Source organism: Pseudomonas sp. (assembly GCF_051660785.1).
GTDB lineage: Bacteria > Pseudomonadota > Gammaproteobacteria > Pseudomonadales > Pseudomonadaceae > Aquipseudomonas.
In genome coordinates, this window is sequence record NZ_JBOFQE010000090.1 from 1 (window position 1) to 16,589 (window position 16,589).

Consider the following 16,589-nt stretch of genomic DNA (forward strand, 5'->3'; position numbering starts at 1 on the left):
AGCAGGCTCGCTCCCACAGTTGACTGCGTTTTTTCTGAAGGAACTCGATTAACTGTGGGAGCGAGCCTGCTCCGGGCGGCGTTCCGACGATAGCGGTGGTTGAGACAACAAATCCGCCACTGATACGCATCAGCTCCGATACTCCGGCCGTTCGGCCAATCCTTCCTTCAAATAATCCACCAACTTGCGCACCTTCGGCGACAAATGCCGTTGCTGCGGATAAAGCGCCCATACGGCGGTGTTCGGCGGTTGGTGGGCTTCAAGAAGTGAAATCAATTCACCGCTTTTCAGATGCTCCAACACGTAATAGTCCGGCAACTGACACAGCCCAACCCCTTGTAGCGCCGCATCCAGCACCGCTTGCCCACTGTTGCAACGCCAGTTTCCCTGCACTCGCTGGGAAAATTCCCGCCCGTTCTGTTCCAGTTGCCACATGTCCGAACTGCCGATCAGGCAATTGTGGCGGCTGAGTTCCGACAGGCTGTGTGGGCGACCATACCGTTCCAGATAGGACGGTGATGCGCACAAGTACATGCGCCGTGGTGCCAGGCGTGTGGCAACCAGCCGTGAATCCTGAAGACGACCGAGGCGGATGGCCAGGTCCAGCCCTTCGTGGACCAGATCGAGCGGGCGGTTGCTCAGCTCAATGTCGACGCGCAGTTGCGGATAGAGCGCTATGAAGCGCGTGACCAATGGCACGATGAACCGTTCGCCGTACGCCACGGCGCAGGTCATGCGCAGCATGCCCTTGGGTTCGCTGGTCAAGTCGCCGACGGCGCGCAAGGCTTCTTCGCGACCGTCCTGCAAGCGCTGGCAATGCTGCAAAAAGGTTTGCCCGGCTTCAGTCAGCGTGACCCGTCGGGTGCTGCGGTAAAGCAGCCGCGTCTGAAGGCGCTCTTCGAGGCGTACGATTTGTCGACTGATGTGAGATGAAGAAACCCCAAGGCGTTCCGCCGCCGCGGTGAATTGACTGCACTCGGCCACGGCGACGAATTCGTCGATCCCTTCCCAGCGATTCTCGGACATCAATGATTATCCCTGTATGGCAATAATGTTTTGCTTTTGTCCGGATTATTCCTCGTCAGGCGCTGTATTACACTACTTGTCTCTTTTTTATTCACTGGAGAATCCACATGATCAAGTCGCGCGCTGCCGTTGCCTTCGAGGCCAAGAAACCCCTCGAGATCGTCGAAGTCGATGTCGCCATGCCCAAGGCCGGCGAAGTCCTGTTGCGAGTGGTTGCCTCCGGTGTTTGCCATACCGATGCCTACACCCTGTCGGGCGCTGACCCGGAAGGCATTTTCCCATCGATCCTCGGTCACGAAGGTGGTGCGGTGGTTGAGGCGATCGGCGAGGGCGTGACCTCCGTCGCTGTCGGCGACCATGTGATCCCGCTGTACACCCCGGAATGCCGTCAGTGCAAATTCTGCCTGTCGGGCAAAACCAACCTGTGCCAGGCGATTCGCGCCACTCAGGGCAAAGGCCTGATGCCGGATGGCACTACGCGTTTTTCCTACAAGGGCCAGCCGATTTTCCACTACATGGGCACCTCGACGTTCTCCGAGTACACCGTGTTGCCGGAAATCTCCGTCGCCAAAATTCCGAAAGAAGCGCCACTGGAAAAAGTCTGCCTGCTGGGCTGCGGTGTCACCACCGGCATCGGCGCGGTGCTCAATACCGCCAAGGTAAAACCAGGTGACACCGTGGCCATTTTTGGTCTCGGCGGCATCGGTCTGTCGGCGGTGATCGGTGCCGTCAAAGCCAAGGCTGCGCGGATCATCGCCATTGACATCAACCCGGCCAAATTCGAGATCGCCAAGCAGCTCGGTGCAACCGATTGCGTGAACCCGAAAGATTTCGACCGTCCGATCCAGGAAGTCATCGTCGACATGACTGACGGCGGCGTCGACTTTTCCTTCGAGTGCATCGGCAATGTCCAACTCATGCGCGCCGCACTGGAGTGCTGCCACAAGGGTTGGGGCGAGTCGGTGATCATCGGCGTGGCCGGTGCTGGCCAGGAAATCTCCACCCGTCCATTCCAGTTGGTGACCGGTCGCGTCTGGCGCGGTTCTGCGTTCGGCGGTGTGCGCGGTCGTACCGAGTTGCCAAGCTACGTCGAAATGGCCGAGACCGGCGAAATCCCGCTTGATACCTTCATCACCCACACCATGGGCCTGGAAGATATCAACAAGGCGTTTGACCTGATGCATGAAGGAAAAAGCATCCGTTCCGTCATCCATTTCTGAGGTCGGTCATGAGCCTGGAAAATATCTCCTGCCAGAAAAGCTTCGGCGGCTGGCACAAACGCTACAGGCACCGTTCCGATGTGCTCGGCTGCGACATGGTGTTCGCCGTGTACCTGCCGCCGCAAGCGGAGCAGGGCGGCAAGTTGCCGGTGCTGTATTGGTTGTCCGGCCTGACCTGCACCGACGAGAATTTCATGCACAAGGCTGGCGCGATGCGCATGGCTGCCGAGCTTGGACTGATCATCGTTGCGCCGGACACCAGCCCGCGCGGCCCTGATGTGCCGGGCGATCCGGACGGCGCCTGGGACTTCGGTCTCGGCGCCGGGTTTTATCTGAATGCAACTCAGGAACCGTGGTCGCGGCACTATCGGATGCATGACTATGTCGTGCAGGAATTGCCGGCATTGGTCGAAGCCCATTTCCCCGCTTCGGACAAGCGCGGCATCAGTGGCCACTCCATGGGTGGCCATGGTGCGCTGGTCTGTGCCTTGCGCAATCCGGGACGATATCAATCGGTGTCGGCATTCTCGCCGATCAACAATCCGATGGATTGCCCGTGGGGCCAGAAAGCCTTTTCCCGTTACCTGGGTGAAGACCGCTCGAAGTGGCGCGAATGGGATGCCTGTGCGTTGATCGCCGAGGCGGACGAGAAGTTGCCGTTGCTGGTCGACCAAGGTGATCGCGATGATTTTCTCGCTACCCAGCTCAAGCCTGAAGCCTTGCAACAGGCGGCCAAACTGGCCGGTCATCCGCTGACGCTGCGCTTGCAGCCGGGCTACGACCACAGCTATTTCTTCATCGCCAGCTTCATCGACGACCACTTGCAACATCACGCGCGTGCTCTAAGCGCCTAATGTCCGACAAAGCAGGTAGAATCACGCCCTGACAAAAATCGGGGCGTTTTTTTATGCGTATTGGCCACGGCTATGATGTGCACCGTTTCGCTGAAGGCGATTTCATTACTCTGGGCGGCGTGCGCATTGCACACGGCTTCGGGCTGCTCGCTCACTCCGACGGTGACGTCCTGCTGCACGCCTTGAGCGATGCCTTGCTCGGCGCCGCTGCGCTGGGTGATATCGGCAAGCACTTCCCGGACACCGACCCGACATTCAAGGGCGCCGACAGCCGCGTTCTGTTGCATCACGTCGTCGCACTGATCCACGCCAAGGGCTGGAAAGTCGGCAACGTCGATAACACCATCGTCGCCCAGGCGCCGAAAATGGCCCCGCATATCGAATCGATGCGCGCGCTGATTGCCGCGGATCTTCAAGTTGAGTTGGATCAAGTGAACGTGAAAGCTACCACCACCGAAAAGCTCGGCTTTGTCGGTCGCGAAGAAGGCATTGCCGTGCATTCCGTTGCCTTGTTGCTGCGCGCATGAACGAAGCGCAATTGCTTGGCCCGCGGGCCTATGGTGAAGCCCTGGGCACCGCGGTGTTGAAAGCCACAGCGGAAGATTTCCAGGTCGATGAAGTGCTCAATATCCCCCTCAGTGGCGATGGCGAACACTTGTGGATCTGGGTAGAAAAACGCGGTCTGAATACTGAAGAAGCGGCACGGCGGATCGCCAAGGCAGCAGGCGTGCCATTGCGCACCGTGAGTTATGCGGGGCTGAAGGATCGTCAGGCGCTGACTCGCCAGTGGTTCAGCGTGCAACTGCCGGGCAAGGCGGATCCTGATTTGTCGGCGGCGGAAAACGACACGCTGAAAATCCTCAAGACCGGTCGGCACAAGCGCAAGCTGCAACGCGGTGCCCACTCGGCCAATGGCTTCACGTTGCGACTGACGCAATTCGCTGGCGACAAAGCCGCGATCGAAGAACGTCTGCAACTGATCGCCAGGCAAGGTATTCCCAATTATTTTGGCGCCCAGCGCTTCGGCTTTGACGGCGGCAACGTGGTCGACGCCCGAGGTTGGGCTGCGCGCAAGGCATTGCCGGAGCAGCGCAACGTGCGTTCGCGCCTGCTTTCCACGGCCCGCAGTTTTCTGTTTAACCAAGTGTTGGCGGCGCGTGTCGCTGATGGCACCTGGCAGCAGGCGCAGGTCGGTGATCTGCTGGCGTTCACCGACAGCCGCAGCTTTTTCCCGGCAGGAGAAGCCGAGTGCAGCGACCCGCGCCTGGCGATTCTCGACCTGCACCCGACCGGTCCTCAGTGGGGCGAGGGTGACTCGCCGGCGACCGGCGCTGTCCATGTACTGGAGCAGGCAATCGCCGCGCGCGAAGCGGATCTGCGCGATTGGTTGATTAACGCCGGAATGAGCCACGAACGTCGCATCCTGCGGCTGCCCATTGGTGGGTTGACGTGGCATTATCCCGAGCCTGACATTCTGCAACTGGAATTCGTCCTCCCGGCCGGATGCTTTGCCACCGTATTGGTGCGCGAGCTTGTTAATCTGGTGCCGGTGGGGCAGACGGACAGCCCATGCGTATTCTGATTTCTAACGACGATGGGGTAACCGCACCCGGTCTCGCCGCGCTTTATGCTGCGCTGGCGGATTACACCGAGTGCGTGGTTATCGCCCCGGACCAGGACAAAAGCGGCGCCAGCAGCTCGCTGACGCTCGACCGTCCGTTGCACCCGCAAACCCTGGCAAACGGCTTTATCAGCCTGAACGGCACACCCACCGATTGCGTGCACCTGGGCCTTAACGGCTTGCTTGAGCGCGAACCGGACATGGTGGTTTCCGGCATCAACCTGGGTGCCAACCTGGGCGACGATGTGTTGTATTCCGGCACCGTGGCCGCGGCTCTTGAAGGGCGTTTCCTGGAGCGTCCTTCGTTTGCCTTTTCGTTGGTCTCACGGCAAGTCGAGAACCTTCCCACAGCCGCTTACTACGCGCGCAAATTGGTGGAAGCTCACGCTGACCTCGACCTGCCACCGCGCACGGTACTGAACGTGAACATTCCCAATTTGCCGCTGGACCACATTCGCGGAATTCAGCTGACTCGCCTCGGTCATCGCGCCCGCGCGGCGGCACCGATGAAAGTGGTCGACCCGCGTGGCAAATCTGGTTACTGGATCGCTGCGGCGGGCGATGCCGAAGACGGCGGTCCGGGCACTGATTTCCATGCGGTGATGCAAGGCTATGTGTCCATCACGCCACTGCAACTGGATCGCACCTTCAATGATGCCTTCCGAAGCCTAGATGGCTGGCTGGAGGGATTGCGCTAATGGCTCGTGAACAAGACCCGATGCATCGTGGCATCGGGATGACCTCGCAACGTACCCGCGAGCGGCTGATCCAGCGGTTGTATGAGGAGGGTATTTCCAACGCCAAGGTGCTGGAAGTGATCCGCCGTACGCCGCGTCACCTGTTCGTCGACGAGGCGCTGGCGCACCGTGCCTATGAAGACACGGCGTTGCCGATCGGCAATAACCAGACGATCTCCCAGCCGTACATGGTAGCCCGCATGAGCGAGCTGCTGCTGGAAGCTGGCCCGCTGGACAAGGTGATGGAAATCGGCACAGGGTCGGGTTATCAGACCGCGATCCTGTCCCAACTGGTCGAGCGGGTTTTTTCCGTCGAGCGTATCAAGGTGTTGCAGGATCGGGCCAAGGAACGCCTGGTCGACCTCAACTTGCGCAACGTGGTCTTCCGATGGGGCGATGGTTGGGAAGGCTGGCCGGCACTGGCGCCGTACAACGGCATTATCGTGACGGCGGTGGCCACCGATGTCCCTCAGGCATTGCTCGATCAGTTGGCTCCGGGCGGTCGACTGGTGATCCCTGTCGGCTCCGGTGAGGTGCAGCAATTGATGCTGATCATCCGCGAAGAGCACGGCTTTTCCCGGCGGGTTCTGGGGTCGGTGCGCTTCGTGCCACTGCTCAACGGGCCACTCGCCTGAGCATTTGTTCAGGCGCGCTGAATTCTCTTCGATCGCTCTGGTCTTACAGCGGCATCGATGGGTTAAACGGTATTCATCGGCGGGCAGCAAACGTGTGCGCGAAGCGATTTCGCTTCATTAAAGGTAAAGCCTGTCCGGCCCGTTATACTTGCGACATTTCGTGCCGGAACACGGCAATCCACAATTTCAGCCACCACAAAGGGAGCGGCGGGTGAGTCTCACAGTCATTGCGCAGCGTATGGGTACAAAGAGCTTTCAGCGCCTGGTGACTGGCCTCGTCTTGAGCACCTTGCTGGTCGGTTGCTCCAGTTCCAAGACGAGTGACGTGCGTGTCGTCGACCGCAACAAAACCGTCGCCCAACGTCCGGCGGTGACCACGGGTCAATACGTCGTTCGACCAAAAGATACGTTGTTCTCGATCGCTTTTCGCTACGGCTGGGACTACAAAGCCCTCGCTGCACGGAACAACATTCCTACGCCGTACACGATCCATCCGGGTCAGACAATTCGCTTCGATGGTCGCTCTGGTTCAACCCCGGCACCGGTGGCGAGTACAACCGATTCAACACCTTCTTCGTCGCTGAAAACCACGGTAATCCGACGCCAGCCGAATGGCGCAACTACGAGCACCGCGGTGGTTGTACCGTCCGTCGCCAGCAAGCCGACCCCCGCTCCGATGCCTCCTGCCGGCCCGGCCCCGACCGGCTGGGGATGGCCATCTAATGGCATTCTTATTGGAAAGTTCTCCTCAAACGGTAGTTTGAATAAAGGAATTGATATCGCCGGGGATTTGGGACAGCCTGTTTTAGCTGCGTCTGATGGGACGGTGGTATACGCCGGGAGTGGCTTAAGGGGCTACGGCGAATTAGTCATCATCAAACACAGCGACACCTACGTCAGTGCCTACGGACATAACCGCAGGCTGTTGGTTCGGGAGGGGCAGCAGGTCAAGGTCGGACAGACAATTGCCGAAATGGGGTCAACGGGTACAGACCGGGTGAAGCTGCATTTTGAGATTCGCCGACAAGGTAAACCTGTAGATCCGCTGCAGTTCCTGCCACGTCGTTGATTTGTTACCAGCCTGTTCCGTCGCGTAGAGGGGACAGGCTCCAGCGTTGCCAGGGATAAAGGCGCCGCTTGAGCTTGAGGTCGAACTCACCAAAGGACTATAACAATGGCTCTCAGTAAAGAAGTGCCGGAGTTTGACATCGACGATGAGGTTCTCCTGATGGAGACCGGCATCGGTACGGATTCGATGTCGAATGATGAAGGGGCTGCTCCACCTTCCGTTCGTGCCAAATCCAAACACTCCGCTTCGTTAAAGCAGCACAAGTACATCGATTACACGCGGGCACTCGATGCCACGCAGTTGTACCTCAATGAAATCGGCTTTTCCCCATTGCTCTCCCCGGAAGAAGAAGTTCATTTTGCGCGCTTGTCGCAAAGTGGCGATCCGGCCGGGCGCAAGCGCATGATTGAAAGCAACCTGCGGCTGGTGGTGAAAATCGCCCGACGTTACGTCAATCGTGGCCTGTCGCTGCTCGACCTGATCGAAGAGGGCAACCTCGGACTGATCCGGGCAGTGGAGAAGTTCGACCCTGAACGCGGCTTCCGCTTTTCAACCTACGCTACCTGGTGGATTCGTCAGACCATCGAGCGCGCGATCATGAATCAGACCCGGACCATCCGGTTACCGATCCATGTGGTCAAAGAGCTTAACGTGTACCTGCGGGCTGCACGGGAGCTGACTCAAAAACTCGATCACGAACCCTCACCCGAAGAAATCGCCAACCTGCTGGAAAAACCGGTAGCAGAGGTCAAGCGCATGCTCGGCTTGAACGAGCGGGTTTCTTCGGTCGACGTCTCGCTGGGTCCGGATTCGGATAAAACCCTGCTGGACACCCTTACGGATGACCGCCCAACCGATCCATGTGAACTGTTGCAGGACGACGACCTGTCCCAGAGCATTGATCAATGGCTTTCGGAGCTGACCGACAAGCAACGCGAAGTGGTGGTACGCCGCTTCGGGCTACGCGGCCACGAGAGCAGCACGCTTGAAGATGTGGGCCTTGAAATCGGCCTGACCCGGGAACGGGTCAGACAGATTCAGGTTGAAGGCCTGAAGCGTCTTCGGGAAATTCTCGAGAAGAACGGCCTGTCGAGCGAGTCGCTGTTTCAATAGGCGATGAGCTTGTGCGTCATTAAAAACCCCCGACTGGTTCGGGGTTTTTTAATGCCTGGAATATGGGTTGGCCACCGACTCGGGTTTGTAGTCTTGCGTTGTAAGTCTTGGCTTACTCTTTCGTAAGTGTTCGTTATTTTTACAGTGTGGCAGTCATCCATATTCTTGCCATGGCTAAGGCAACTATATGATTTATAAGAATATTATTTAACATTAAAAGCATATGACAAACAGCTTCGATGATTTTGGTCGATTGCTCTCGGTGGGGAATTCTCTAGTATTTGAACTGTGTCGACGGACAGACACGCCCTTCAAGGATGAGGGGAATGGACATCGCAGGAAGCGATTCATCAGGACGATGAAAAGGAACACAGGGAATAGGGAAAAAATGTGGGCGGGTCAAACCGCCCCTTTTTTTTGCCTGCAGAAAAGCAAAAAGGCCCGCTAGGGGCCTTTTCGAGAGCGCGAGATAATCAGCGTTCGAGGTGTTCGATCTTGCCTGGTTTGCCATCCCACTCTTCAGCGTCCGGCAGCGATTCTTTCTTCTCGGTGATGTTTGGCCAGATTTCGGCCAGCTCAACGTTCAGCTGAATGAAGTTCTCCATGCCAGCCGGTATTTCATCTTCGGAGAAGATGGCCACGGCAGGGCATTCTGGTTCGCACAGTGCGCAGTCGATGCACTCATCCGGGTGAATCACCAGGAAGTTGGGGCCTTCGTAAAAGCAGTCCACCGGACAGACTTCTACGCAGTCGGTGTACTTGCACTTGATGCAGTTGTCGGTGACGACGAAGGTCATTTCTAATTTTCTCCTCAGGCGGCGGCAGCGGAGCCCCTTCACGTTGGGGTCGCCAGGTTCGGGAGCGATAGTCTGCAGGCCAGGCTATTAGCCTGCAGCATCCCAAACCGCGCGAGATTCTAACAGCTTGCAGGCAAGTGCGTTAGATCCGTGTCTTTAGTGTATAGAGCATTTCTAGCGCACGACGCGGTGTCATGTCATCCAGATCAAGTTTGGCCAGTTCGTCCAGCACCGGATGCGGCAGGCTGGCGAACATATCGCTCTGCTGCGGCGCGGCCGGTTTGCCTTTGGCTGGCTTCGGGACTTCATGAGGCAGTGCCGTCGCTTCCAGTCGGCCCAGGTGCTCGCGAGCACGCACAATCACTTCGCTTGGCACACCGGCCAGTTGCGCAACCGCCAGGCCGTAGCTCTGGCTGGCAGGCCCGGGCAGCACGTGGTGCAGGAACACGATGCGCTCGTTGTGCTCGGTGGCATTCAGGTGAACGTTGGCCACCAGCGGTTGCGCCTCCGGTAGCACCGTCAGCTCGAAATAGTGGGTGGCGAACAGCGTGTAAGCCCGCAGGTGAGCCAGGCGTTCGGCGGCGGCCCAGGCCAGAGACAGACCGTCGAAGGTGCTGGTGCCGCGACCGACTTCGTCCATCAGCACCAGACTGCGTTCAGTTGCGTTGTGCAGAATGTTCGCGGTTTCGCTCATTTCGACCATAAAGGTCGAACGCCCGCCCGCCAGGTCATCGCTGGAGCCGATCCGGGTGAAGATCCGGTCCACCAGCGACAATTCGCAACGGGCTGCCGGCACGAAGCTGCCTATATGCGCCAGCAGCACGATCAACGCGGTCTGACGCATGTAGGTGGATTTACCGCCCATGTTCGGGCCGGTGATCACCAGCATGCGCGTGTTGTCGTCGAGGCTCAGGTCGTTGGCCACGAACGGCGTGGTCAGCACTTGCTCGACCACCGGGTGGCGACCCTGGGTGATGCGCATGCACGGCTCATCGACGAAGCGCGGGCAGTTCAGGTCGAGGTTCAGTGCGCGCTCGGCCAGGTTGCTCAGCACGTCCAGTTCGGCCAGTGCGGCGGCGGTGTCTTGCAGCGGCGGCAACTGGGCGATCAAGTCTTCGAGCAGCGCTTCGTACAGCATTTTCTCGCGGGCGAGGGCACGGCTCTTGGCCGACAGTGCCTTGTCCTCGAACGCTTTGAGTTCCGGCGTGATGAAACGCTCGGCACCTTTGAGCGTCTGGCGGCGGATGTAGTCGGCCGGCGCCGACTCGGCCTGCTTGCTCGGCAACTCGATGAAGTAACCATGAATGCGGTTGTAGCCGACCTTCAGGTGCGAGAGTCCGGTACGGGCCTTTTCGCGTGCTTCCAGATCGATCAGGAATTGTCCGGCGTTTTCGCTGAGCGATTGCAGATCGTCGAGTTCGCTGTCGTAACCGGTCTTCAACACGCCGCCGTCACGGATCACCGCCGGCGGGTTGTCGATGATGGCTTTTTCCAGCAGTGCCGCGAGTTCCGGGTAAGTGCTGGTGGTCTTCGCCAATTGAATGATGTGCGGCGCTTCAAGCTCAGTCATCGCCACTTGCAGCTCAGGCAGCGCACCGAGCGCATCGCGCAGACGAGCCAGGTCACGAGGACGGGCATTGCGCAGGCCGATCCGCGCGAGAATCCGCTCGATATCGCCGATTTCCTTGAGCTGCGGTTGCAGTTTTTCGAAACGGTAGCCGTCGAGCAGGCAGGTGATCGAGCTCTGGCGCGCCAGCAATACGGTGAGATCGCGCAGCGGACGGTTCAGCCAGCGCGTAAGCAGACGGCTGCCCATGGCCGTCTGACAACGATCGACCACCGATTGCAGCGTGTTGTCGCGACCGCCCGCCAGGTTGGTGTCCAGTTCCAGGTTGCGACGGCTTGCACCATCCAGCACCACAGTGTCGTCCAGGCGTTCATGACGCAAGCTGCGCAAATGCGGCAGGGCGGTGCGCTGGGTTTCCTTGGCATAGCTGAGCAGGCAACCGGCAGCGCCAATAGCCAGGGTCAGGTTTTCACAGCCGAAGCCTTTCAGGTCCTGGGTGGAAAACTGCTGGCAGAGACTTTTCAGCGCCGAGTCACGCTCGAAATCCCACGGCGCACGGCGACGAACCCCACGACGTTTTTCTGCCGGCAGGTCCTTTGGCCAGTCATCCGGGATCATCAGCTCCACCGGATTGACCCGCTCCAGTTCCGCCAGCAGGTTTTCCCAGCCTTTGATTTCCAGAACCGTGAAGTTGCCACTGGTGATGTCCAGCACGGCCAGGCCGAACAGACGCTCGTCACCCAGCACTGCCGCGATCAGGTTGTCCCGACGCTCATCCAGCAGCGCCTCATCGCTGACCGTGCCCGGCGTGATGATCCGCACCACCTGACGATCCACCGGCCCTTTGCTGGTAGCCGGATCGCCGACCTGCTCACAAATCACCACCGATTCGCCGAGCTTGACCAGTTTCGCCAGATAACCTTCGGCGGCGTGGTAAGGAATCCCGCACATCGGAATCGCCTGACCGGCAGACTGCCCACGGGCCGTCAGGGTGATGTCCAGCAACTTGGCGGCCTTCTTCGCGTCTTCATAGAAGATCTCGTAGAAGTCGCCCATGCGATAGAACATCAGCTGGTCGGGGTGCTGGTTCTTCAATCGCCAGTACTGCTGCATCATTGGCGTGTGGGAGGACAGATCGGACAGTGCTTTATTCATCGGATATCAGGCAAATTCGTTGAAAGGTGTAGGGCAAAGGAGGGACATCGGCCCGGCTTTTCCGCGATGGGCGCAAGGTTAACATGAGCGGTCTGCCGGACGCAGGCATGAAAGCCCTGCTGCACATTTCTGCCGTTTATGCGTGTTTTATGCAAATCAGCATTTGTCTTCCGAAAAAAGATCAAGCACTATCCCCGTTATGCAAAAACGCAATGTTTCTACCGTCTTAAGAGCGCTGCTCGATCAGCACGGGATCTCCCCCACGGAGCTTCACCGTCGCACCGGCGTGCCTCAATCCACTCTCTCGCGGATCCTCAGCGGGAAGATCGTCGATCCTTCGGATAAACACATTTCGAAGATTGCCGAGTACTTCGCCGTGAGCACCGACCAGTTGCGCGGGCGCGCGGATGTCGCTGCCACCGCCACTACCGGGCGCGATGAATTGCATTCCGAACTCAAGGACATAAGTCTGTGGGACGACGATACGCCGGTCGATGATGACGAGGTGTCGGTCCCCTTTCTTCGCGAGGTTGAATTGGCTGCTGGATCAGGAAGATTCGTCATCGAAGAGAGCGAACGCTCTAGCCTGCGCTTCGGCAAGCGCAGCTTGCGCCACAACGGTGTGCAGTTCGATCAGGCCAAATGCGTGACGGTGCGCGGCAACAGCATGTTGCCGGTGCTGCGCGATGGCGCCACCGTTGGGGTGAATGCGGGCAAATGCGGGATTGGCGACATCATTGATGGCGACCTGTATGCCATCAACCACAACGGCCAGTTGCGAGTGAAACAGCTTTATCGCTTGCCCACCGGCATTCGCTTGCGCAGCTTCAATCGCGATGAACACCCGGACGAGGACTACACCTTCCAGGAAGTCCAGGAGGAGCAAATCGTGATCCTTGGTCACGTTTTCTGGTGGGGCATGTACGCCCGTTAACCTCGTCGCTGTCCGCTAAAACCCGCCCGAGAGCGGGTTTTTTTTCGCCTGCCAATAACCTCAACGCCTTTGTTTTCGGGGCTTTAATGCGTCAATGCATTTCTAGTGCATAAATAAATGCATTTATGCATTGACTGTATATGCATCCATGCATATTCTTTGTCTCAAGCCGCTCAACAAAGCAGCTCGAAACGAAGCTCTTTAGTTCCACCACAAAGGCAGCGATGAACCGGCCTCAACGGTTCAGAGGGTTGGCAACTGACCCGGGTGTGCAGCGTAAAGCACCAGAAGCAGTTATCCGGCGGGCAGGGACCGCGGTCGGAAAAACAATTTGAATAGATCCGTACCGCGCCAGTAGCGCCGAAAGATCAACGCGAAGGGCCGCATTACTGAAAAGCCCGGCAAGCGCCGGGCTTTTTGGAATGCCTGCCTGACATCGCCACACTGGGCGAGCGCGTGAAGCGGCTGTCTTTACGCAACCAGGGATGCAGGAGCGAATCAGCGCTTGCTGAACATGAAAATCAAGGAGTTTGAATATGTCCCTATACGCAAAAATCGAAATCCCAGCAGTTGTTACCCAACTACTGGAGACCGATCAAGGTAAGCCTGCCGACTCTCAGCCATGGTTTCAATGGGTGGACGTCACAGGTGTCGCTGACATCGGGTTGGGGTATCGCGCTACGTATATGTACCCGGGTTGGACTTTTACCAAGCCAACAGAACAAGACCTGCGCAACGATGCAGATGGTAAAAAAATCCAGCTGCTGAACGCAGCGGTCACTTGGCTGCAGAACAACCCAGTGCATTACAAGGTTGATATCGGCCTCGCCACTCCCGCTGAAGAAGCATTGGCCCTGGCATACAAACAGTACTTCGTTGCAGTGAGTGAAGTGGCAAAGCAATCCAACTTTCCGTTCACCATCAATTGGCCCGTAGCGCCTTTCTGATGCAAGTCCACGGTCAAGTCTGAATCCTTGGGCCGCATTACTGAAAAGCTCGGCCAACGCCGGGCTTTTTGGAATGCCTACCTACCGTCAGGCCATTCAAGAGATACCGTTTGAAGGACACACATCACTCATCAATCACCCCAGGAGGCGTGACATGACAAACGAGCAACAAGCGTTGCTGGACATGCCGATCTGGCTGGTCATCGTGCTCGCCCTGGTGGGCGGGGTGTCCGGCGAAATGTGGCGCGCCGACAAGGACGGAGCCCGCGGCTGGTCACTGCTGCGGCGTCTGGCCCTGCGCTCCGGTGCCTGCGTGATCTGCGGGGTCTCGGCCATCATGCTGCTGTATGCCGCCGGCGTGTCCATATGGGCCGCTTGCGCATTTGGCTGCTTGACGGCGATGGCCGGGGCGGACGTCGCGATCGGTCTTTACGAGCGCTGGGCGGCCAAGCGGATTGGCGTTTGCGAAGTGCCGCCGCGCGATACCCGCCAGGATCACTGAAACCCAAGACCAATGGATTGGCGAACAGCGGTGCCGACCGGCATCCGACCCGCAAGGATGCGGGTTTTCCATGGCCAGTACCTTTGAATCAAACCCGCCCTCAGAGGGTTTTTTAATGCCCGGTGAAAATCCATGAAGATCACTCCACTGATTTCGCAACTGCGTGATCACTGCCCAACCCTCGCCAATCGCGTGGCCGCCGGCATCGACCTCGCCACGCTGCAAGCCAGCAATCCGCTGCAAACACCTTGCGCCTACGTTGTTCCGATCGCCGATCTGGCGAACAAAAGCGTGGCGCAAAACCTGAACCTGCAACCGATCCGCGACCGCTTCGAAGTGACCTTGGTGCTCGACACCACGGACGCTACAAAAGCGCTGGATCTCATGCACGACCTGCGGGCCGAACTGTGGCGCGCGCTGGTGGGTTTCAAGCCCGGCAGCGACTACGACGCCATCGCCTACGACGGCGGCGAACTGGTTTCTATCAACAGCAGCCGTGCGCTGTATCGCCTGCGTTTTTTTACCGAGTTCCAGCTCGGCCGCAATCTGCCTGGTCAGCCTGCGGAGAGCTGGCACGAACGTGAACTGGACGGTTTGTCGTCCTTTACCGGGGTCACAGTGCGGGTCGATGCGATCGACCCGGCGGACCCCAATCTGAAACGCCCGGGGCCCGACGGGCGCCTGGAACTGACTTTCTCTGGAGACGTAACCCCATGAGCAAACGCATCACCGTGCTGCCGGCCCCAGGCCGTGCCGTGCCCGACCCGGAAGCGGGCGATCTGTTGCCCCTCGAGGGCCGAGAAGTGCCGGACAACGCCTGGTGGCGTCGACGTCTGGCCGATGGCGATATCACTACCAAAGCCGTGAATGCGGCAAAACCACAGGGAGCCAAATAATGGCGATCGGATTCAGCAACATCCCCGCGGACATTCGTGTTCCGCTGTTCTACGCAGAGATGGATAACTCGGCGGCCAATAGCGCATCGTCGGCCATGCGCCGTTTGATCGTCGCTCAGGTCAACGACGACATAGCGCCTGCCGACGTCGGGAAGCTGGTGCTGGTGTCCAGCGTGGCGCTGGCCAAAAGCATCGGTGGCCAAGGCTCGATGCTGGCCTCGATGTACGAGACGTTTCGCAAGACCGATCCGGTCGGCGAGATCTGGTGCCTGCCGCTGCACAACACTGAAGGCAGCATTGCCAAAGGCGTGCTGACCCTGACTGGCGCTGCCACCCAAAGCGGTGTGCTCAACCTTTATGTGGGCGGCGTGCGCGTTCAAGCGGCCATCGTCAACGGCGCGACGGCGACTCAAGCGGCAACGGCGCTGGCGCTGAAAATCAATGCCGCCACCGATCTTCCGGTCACCGCCGCTGCGGTCGAGGGTGTCGTAACCCTGAGTGCCAAATGGACCGGCGACAGCGGCAACGACATCAGCCTGCAATTCAATCGCCTGGGCAAGAGCAATGGCGAAGAAACGCCTGCCGGCCTGACCTCGGCAATCACCGCCATGACCGGCGGCGCCGGTGTCCCGGATCAGGTTGGCGCCGTGGCGGCGCTGGGCGATGAGCCGTTCGAGTTCATCTGCATGCCGTGGTCGGATCTGTCGACCCTCAACACCTGGCAAGCTGTCATGGATGACAGCACCGGTCGTTGGTCCTGGGCCAAGCAATTGTTCGGTCACGTCTACAGCGCCAAGCGCGGTACCATCGGAACACTGGTTGCCGCTGGCCAGGCGCGTAACGATCAGCACATGACCCTTCAGGCGCTGGAACCGGGCGTTCCGCAACCGTTCTGGGTTCAGGCTGCTGCACTGGCTGCACGCACGTCGGTCTTCATCTCCGCCGATGCCAGTCGTCCGACTCAAAGCGGTAGCCTGCCAGGTGTCGACCCGGCCCCGGCGAGCGAACGTTTTACCCTGACTGAACGTCAGTCGCTGCTCAATTACGGCATTGCCACCGCCTACTACGAAGGCGGCTACGTGCGCATCCAGCGCTCGATCACTACCTACCAGAAGAATGCCTACGGCCAGGCCGACAACTCCTACCTGGACAGCGAAACCATGCACCAGTCGGCGTTCATCGTGCGTCGCCTGCAAAGCGTGATCACCAGCAAGTACGGTCGTCACAAACTGGCCTCCGACGGCACCCGTTTCGGCGCCGGCCAGCCGATCGTGACCCCGAGCACTATTCGCGGAGAGCTGATCGCCCAGTACGCCAAGCTCGAACTGGAAGGCCACGTCGAAAACGCCGAGCTGTTCGCCCAGCACCTGATTGTCGAGCGCGACGTGCAGGACCCGAGCCGGGTCAACGTGCTGTTCCCGCCGGACTACATCAACGGCCTGCGCGTGTTCGCGCTGCTCAACCAATTCCGTCTGCAGTACGACGACGCGGCGTGATCGTTGCCGTTCTCTGACTG

General features: G+C 59.0%; 17 protein-coding genes. 14 read left to right on the plus strand and 3 right to left on the minus strand.

Annotated features, from left to right (window positions below; all coding sequences use genetic code 11):
- Positions 1–129: 129 nt before the first annotated feature.
- Positions 130–1,026: a LysR substrate-binding domain-containing protein gene (locus ACRC4F_RS26075; protein WP_438661940.1), complete on the minus strand. Its 897-nt coding sequence runs from the start codon at positions 1,024–1,026 to the stop codon at positions 130–132.
- 107 nt (positions 1,027–1,133) lie between these two features.
- Between ACRC4F_RS26075 and ACRC4F_RS26080 the strand changes: the two genes are divergently transcribed.
- The 8 genes from ACRC4F_RS26080 (at position 1,134) to rpoS (ending at position 8,275) form a co-directional block, all read left to right on the plus strand.
- A complete protein-coding gene (locus ACRC4F_RS26080; protein ID WP_150630797.1) occupies positions 1,134–2,246 on the plus strand; it encodes an S-(hydroxymethyl)glutathione dehydrogenase/class III alcohol dehydrogenase in 1,113 nt (370 codons plus the stop codon).
- An 8-nt stretch (positions 2,247–2,254) separates the two neighbouring features.
- Positions 2,255–3,100 (plus strand): S-formylglutathione hydrolase, encoded by an 846-nt coding sequence (gene fghA, locus ACRC4F_RS26085; protein WP_438661941.1) that lies wholly within the window; start codon positions 2,255–2,257, stop codon positions 3,098–3,100.
- Positions 3,101–3,153: 53 nt separating this feature from the next.
- Positions 3,154–3,627, plus strand: coding sequence for a 2-C-methyl-D-erythritol 2,4-cyclodiphosphate synthase (gene ispF, locus ACRC4F_RS26090; RefSeq protein ID WP_438661942.1), 474 nt, complete (start codon positions 3,154–3,156; stop codon positions 3,625–3,627).
- On the plus strand, positions 3,624–4,682 hold the full coding sequence (truD, locus tag ACRC4F_RS26095; protein ID WP_438661943.1) for a tRNA pseudouridine(13) synthase TruD: 1,059 nt from the start codon (positions 3,624–3,626) through the stop codon (positions 4,680–4,682). Before ispF ends, truD begins: the two co-directional genes overlap by 4 nt.
- Positions 4,670–5,419: a 5'/3'-nucleotidase SurE gene (gene surE, locus ACRC4F_RS26100; RefSeq protein ID WP_438661944.1), complete on the plus strand. Its 750-nt coding sequence runs from the start codon at positions 4,670–4,672 to the stop codon at positions 5,417–5,419. Before truD ends, surE begins: the two co-directional genes overlap by 13 nt.
- Positions 5,420–5,457: 38 nt before the next feature.
- Positions 5,458–6,093, plus strand: a complete 636-nt coding sequence (locus tag ACRC4F_RS26105; RefSeq protein WP_438661986.1) for a protein-L-isoaspartate(D-aspartate) O-methyltransferase — start codon at positions 5,458–5,460, stop codon at positions 6,091–6,093.
- A 211-nt stretch (positions 6,094–6,304) separates the two neighbouring features.
- Entirely contained in the window at positions 6,305–7,162 is an 858-nt protein-coding gene (locus ACRC4F_RS26110) for a peptidoglycan DD-metalloendopeptidase family protein (protein ID WP_438661945.1), read from the plus strand.
- Positions 7,163–7,267: 105 nt separating this feature from the next.
- Positions 7,268–8,275 (plus strand): RNA polymerase sigma factor RpoS, encoded by a 1,008-nt coding sequence (gene rpoS, locus ACRC4F_RS26115; RefSeq protein WP_056856224.1) that lies wholly within the window; start codon positions 7,268–7,270, stop codon positions 8,273–8,275.
- Between the two features lie 473 nt (positions 8,276–8,748).
- Here the strand turns inward: rpoS and fdxA are convergent, their stop codons facing one another.
- Both fdxA and mutS read right to left on the minus strand, forming a co-directional pair.
- Complete coding sequence (fdxA, locus tag ACRC4F_RS26120) at positions 8,749–9,072, minus strand: ferredoxin FdxA (RefSeq protein WP_438661946.1); 324 nt, start codon at positions 9,070–9,072, stop codon at positions 8,749–8,751.
- Between the two features lie 142 nt (positions 9,073–9,214).
- Positions 9,215–11,782 (minus strand): DNA mismatch repair protein MutS, encoded by a 2,568-nt coding sequence (mutS, locus tag ACRC4F_RS26125; RefSeq protein WP_438661987.1) that lies wholly within the window; start codon positions 11,780–11,782, stop codon positions 9,215–9,217.
- A gap of 211 nt (positions 11,783–11,993) precedes the next feature.
- Between mutS and ACRC4F_RS26130 the strand changes: the two genes are divergently transcribed.
- The 6 genes from ACRC4F_RS26130 to ACRC4F_RS26155 all read left to right on the plus strand — a co-directional run bounded on the left by ACRC4F_RS26130 (position 11,994) and on the right by ACRC4F_RS26155 (position 16,569).
- On the plus strand, positions 11,994–12,728 hold the full coding sequence (locus ACRC4F_RS26130) for an XRE family transcriptional regulator (RefSeq protein ID WP_438661947.1): 735 nt from the start codon (positions 11,994–11,996) through the stop codon (positions 12,726–12,728).
- A gap of 536 nt (positions 12,729–13,264) precedes the next feature.
- Entirely contained in the window at positions 13,265–13,675 is a 411-nt protein-coding gene (locus ACRC4F_RS26135) for a tail fiber assembly protein (RefSeq protein ID WP_438661948.1), read from the plus strand.
- Between the two features lie 154 nt (positions 13,676–13,829).
- A complete protein-coding gene (locus tag ACRC4F_RS26140) occupies positions 13,830–14,177 on the plus strand; it encodes a phage holin family protein (protein ID WP_438661949.1) in 348 nt (115 codons plus the stop codon).
- Positions 14,178–14,309: 132 nt separating this feature from the next.
- Entirely contained in the window at positions 14,310–14,894 is a 585-nt protein-coding gene (locus tag ACRC4F_RS26145) for a phage tail terminator protein (RefSeq protein WP_438661950.1), read from the plus strand.
- On the plus strand, positions 14,891–15,073 hold the full coding sequence (locus ACRC4F_RS26150) for a DUF2635 domain-containing protein (protein ID WP_438661951.1): 183 nt from the start codon (positions 14,891–14,893) through the stop codon (positions 15,071–15,073). Before ACRC4F_RS26145 ends, ACRC4F_RS26150 begins: the two co-directional genes overlap by 4 nt.
- Complete coding sequence (locus tag ACRC4F_RS26155; RefSeq protein ID WP_438661952.1) at positions 15,073–16,569, plus strand: phage tail sheath subtilisin-like domain-containing protein; 1,497 nt, start codon at positions 15,073–15,075, stop codon at positions 16,567–16,569. Before ACRC4F_RS26150 ends, ACRC4F_RS26155 begins: the two co-directional genes overlap by 1 nt.
- Positions 16,570–16,589 lie beyond the last annotated feature (20 nt).

What these genes read in the sequence shown, in the direction of transcription:
- ACRC4F_RS26150 (WP_438661951.1), top strand. Translation starts at nt 14,891, where the DNA reads ATGAGCAAACGCATCACCGTGCTGCCGGCCCCAGGCCGTGCCGTGCCC.
- ACRC4F_RS26080 (WP_150630797.1), top strand. Translation starts at nt 1,134, where the DNA reads ATGATCAAGTCGCGCGCTGCCGTTGCCTTCGAGGCCAAGAAACCCCTC.
- ispF (WP_438661942.1), top strand. Translation starts at nt 3,154, where the DNA reads ATGCGTATTGGCCACGGCTATGATGTGCACCGTTTCGCTGAAGGCGAT.
- ACRC4F_RS26105 (WP_438661986.1), top strand. Translation starts at nt 5,458, where the DNA reads ATGACCTCGCAACGTACCCGCGAGCGGCTGATCCAGCGGTTGTATGAG.
- ACRC4F_RS26145 (WP_438661950.1), top strand. Translation starts at nt 14,310, where the DNA reads ATGAAGATCACTCCACTGATTTCGCAACTGCGTGATCACTGCCCAACC.
- fghA (WP_438661941.1), top strand. Translation starts at nt 2,255, where the DNA reads ATGAGCCTGGAAAATATCTCCTGCCAGAAAAGCTTCGGCGGCTGGCAC.
- ACRC4F_RS26140 (WP_438661949.1), top strand. Translation starts at nt 13,830, where the DNA reads ATGACAAACGAGCAACAAGCGTTGCTGGACATGCCGATCTGGCTGGTC.
- fdxA (WP_438661946.1), bottom strand. Translation starts at nt 9,072, where the DNA reads ATGACCTTCGTCGTCACCGACAACTGCATCAAGTGCAAGTACACCGAC.
- ACRC4F_RS26155 (WP_438661952.1), top strand. Translation starts at nt 15,073, where the DNA reads ATGGCGATCGGATTCAGCAACATCCCCGCGGACATTCGTGTTCCGCTG.
- ACRC4F_RS26135 (WP_438661948.1), top strand. Translation starts at nt 13,265, where the DNA reads ATGTCCCTATACGCAAAAATCGAAATCCCAGCAGTTGTTACCCAACTA.
- ACRC4F_RS26130 (WP_438661947.1), top strand. Translation starts at nt 11,994, where the DNA reads ATGCAAAAACGCAATGTTTCTACCGTCTTAAGAGCGCTGCTCGATCAG.
- surE (WP_438661944.1), top strand. Translation starts at nt 4,670, where the DNA reads ATGCGTATTCTGATTTCTAACGACGATGGGGTAACCGCACCCGGTCTC.
- rpoS (WP_056856224.1), top strand. Translation starts at nt 7,268, where the DNA reads ATGGCTCTCAGTAAAGAAGTGCCGGAGTTTGACATCGACGATGAGGTT.
- ACRC4F_RS26075 (WP_438661940.1), bottom strand. Translation starts at nt 1,026, where the DNA reads ATGTCCGAGAATCGCTGGGAAGGGATCGACGAATTCGTCGCCGTGGCC.
- truD (WP_438661943.1), top strand. Translation starts at nt 3,624, where the DNA reads ATGAACGAAGCGCAATTGCTTGGCCCGCGGGCCTATGGTGAAGCCCTG.